This is a genomic window from Pseudomonas sp. GM49, assembly GCF_000282355.1.
In the GTDB taxonomy this organism is placed as follows: Bacteria; Pseudomonadota; Gammaproteobacteria; order Pseudomonadales; family Pseudomonadaceae; genus Aquipseudomonas.
The window spans coordinates 1-2107 of the sequence record NZ_AKJL01000061.1; the positions used below are offsets into that span (position 1 = coordinate 1).

General features: G+C 64.2%; 2 protein-coding genes. Both read right to left on the reverse strand.

What is annotated here, in order from left to right; translation table 11 throughout:
* Nucleotides 1–84: 84 nt before the first annotated feature.
* On the reverse strand, nucleotides 85–1860 hold the full coding sequence (locus PMI29_RS23525; RefSeq protein ID WP_007995158.1) for a cytochrome c biogenesis protein DipZ: 1776 nt from the start codon (nucleotides 1858–1860) through the stop codon (nucleotides 85–87).
* Between the two features lie 33 nt (nucleotides 1861–1893).
* Nucleotides 1894–2107 (reverse strand): peptide-methionine (R)-S-oxide reductase (msrB, locus tag PMI29_RS23520; RefSeq protein WP_007995160.1); only part of this gene is annotated, 214 nt, incomplete at its 5' end.

The following is a 2107-nucleotide window of genomic DNA, read 5'->3' on the forward strand; positions in this document are numbered from 1 at the left end:
CCGGCAGCCGCCAGCCCCAGCAGGGTACGGCGCCAGGTAAAGAGGGTTTTCATGGGGGCGAACTCCTGAATCGTTGAAAATTTATCAGCCGAACGTGAAGGCGTAAGCCGACGCACCCGGGTCAAGAAACTCGATACTGAAGGTCCGGTCGCTCACACCGTCGTTCTGCCGCACCAGTTGGTACAAGCGCTGCTCGGTTACGGTGCCACTGCCATCGGGGGCCACGTCCATGCCATGGGCATCGCCGGGAGCCTGGCCGTCGATCAGCACCTTGAAACGCACCGGCTTGCCATCGGCGCCAGGGCCGAGCACCAAATGCAAATCACGGGCATGGAAGCGATAGACAATGCGGCTGGCCGGTGCGCTGGCGGTGGCCCGTTCCGGGCCGACATGCCACTGCCCGCCCAGGCTCCAGTCGTTGAGGGCCAGTTGCGCCGGCGGGTTGTAGGCCGCGACCTTGTCCGGTACCAATGCGGTTTCCGGCACGAAATGCTCCGCGCGCTGGTAGCCGACATAGGTTTCCGGCGACTGCACGGCGTTGTTGTCCGGGGCCATTTGCACGCCATCGGCCTTGGCATCGATCAGCCCGTCCGCAACTTTTGCGGCACCTGCCTCACGCAGCAATTGCTGGATGACTCGCTCCGACTCCGCGTACGCACCTTCGCCGAAGTGGTGATAACGAATGCGTCCCTGGGCATCGGCAAAGTAATGCGCTGGCCAGTATTCGTTGTTGAAGGCGCGCCAGATCTTGAACTCGTTGTCGATGGCCACCGGGTAGTTGATGCCCAGGTCTTTCATGGCTTTGGTGACGTTGTTGACGTCACGCTCGAAGGCAAACTCGGGCGCATGCACGCCGATCACCACCAACCCCTGATCGCGATACTTCTCGGCCCAGGCTTTGACATAGGGCAGCGAGCGCAGGCAGTTGATGCAGGAGTAGGTCCAGAAATCCACCAACACAACCTTGCCTTTCAAGGCCTGGGCATCGAGGGGCGGCGAGTTGAGCCATTGCACGGCGCCGTCCAGCGGCGGCAGGTTGCCTTCGACCGGCAAGCTGCCCGAGGTTTTCTCGGCCACGGGCATCGCGCCTTCGGCGACTGGGTTTTGCGCCATCAGCGCCGCGATGTTACGCGGCGACTTGCCGCTCAGTTTCTCCACCAGCGCTTGTTCGATACCGCCGGTGGACGCCGTGGAAAACCGCGCCAGAACCCCCGTGTCCAGCCCCAGGGCAATCGCCGCCACACCGGCCAGCATCGCCGCGCCGAGACCGCGACGCACCCATTCACCCGCGCCAATCGAACGTTTCATCGCGATGAAGACTTTTCCGCCCAACAGCAACGCCAGCGCGAGGGAAGTGGCGGCACCCGCGGCGTACGCCAGCAACAAAAAGGTGGTCTGAATGCTCGCCCCTTGCAGCGCCGCGCCGGTCAGCAACAAGCCCAGGATCGGCCCGGCGCAGGGCGCCCACAGCAGGCCGGTGGCCACGCCGATCAGGAACGAAGCACCGGGACGTGGCCGCGCATCGGCGCCCGCCGCTTCCGATAAACGACCGCCCGCCGCCACCAGCGGCCGGGTCAGGCGCTCGGCCAGTTGCGGCAGCAACAGTGTCAGACCGAACAACGCGACGAACACCAACGCCAGCCAGCGCCCGTACTGATTGAGTTGCACCACCCAGCCACCACCCACTGCGGCCAACGTGGCAACCAGCGCGAACGTCAGTGCCATCCCCACCAGCAGCGGCAATCCGCTTTTGACGAAGGGTTGCCCGGTGCGGGCGAAGACAAACGGCAACACCGGCAGAATGCACGGGCTGACAATCGTCAGCACACCACCGAGATAAGCGAGGACCAGCAGCCACATGGCGATTACCTGCAAAAAGTGAGTGGAGGGGAATCACACCGTCTTCGGCACGAATTTCATCGCCAGGCCGTTCATGCAGTAACGCAGGCCGGTGGGTTTCGGGCCGTCATCGAAGACATGGCCCAAATGCCCGCCGCAGCGCCGGCAGTGAACTTCCTCGCGGACCATGCCGAACGTACGGTCCTGACGGGTGGCCACGGCCTTGTCCAGCGGCGCCCAGAAACTCGGCCAGCCGGTACGGCTGGGG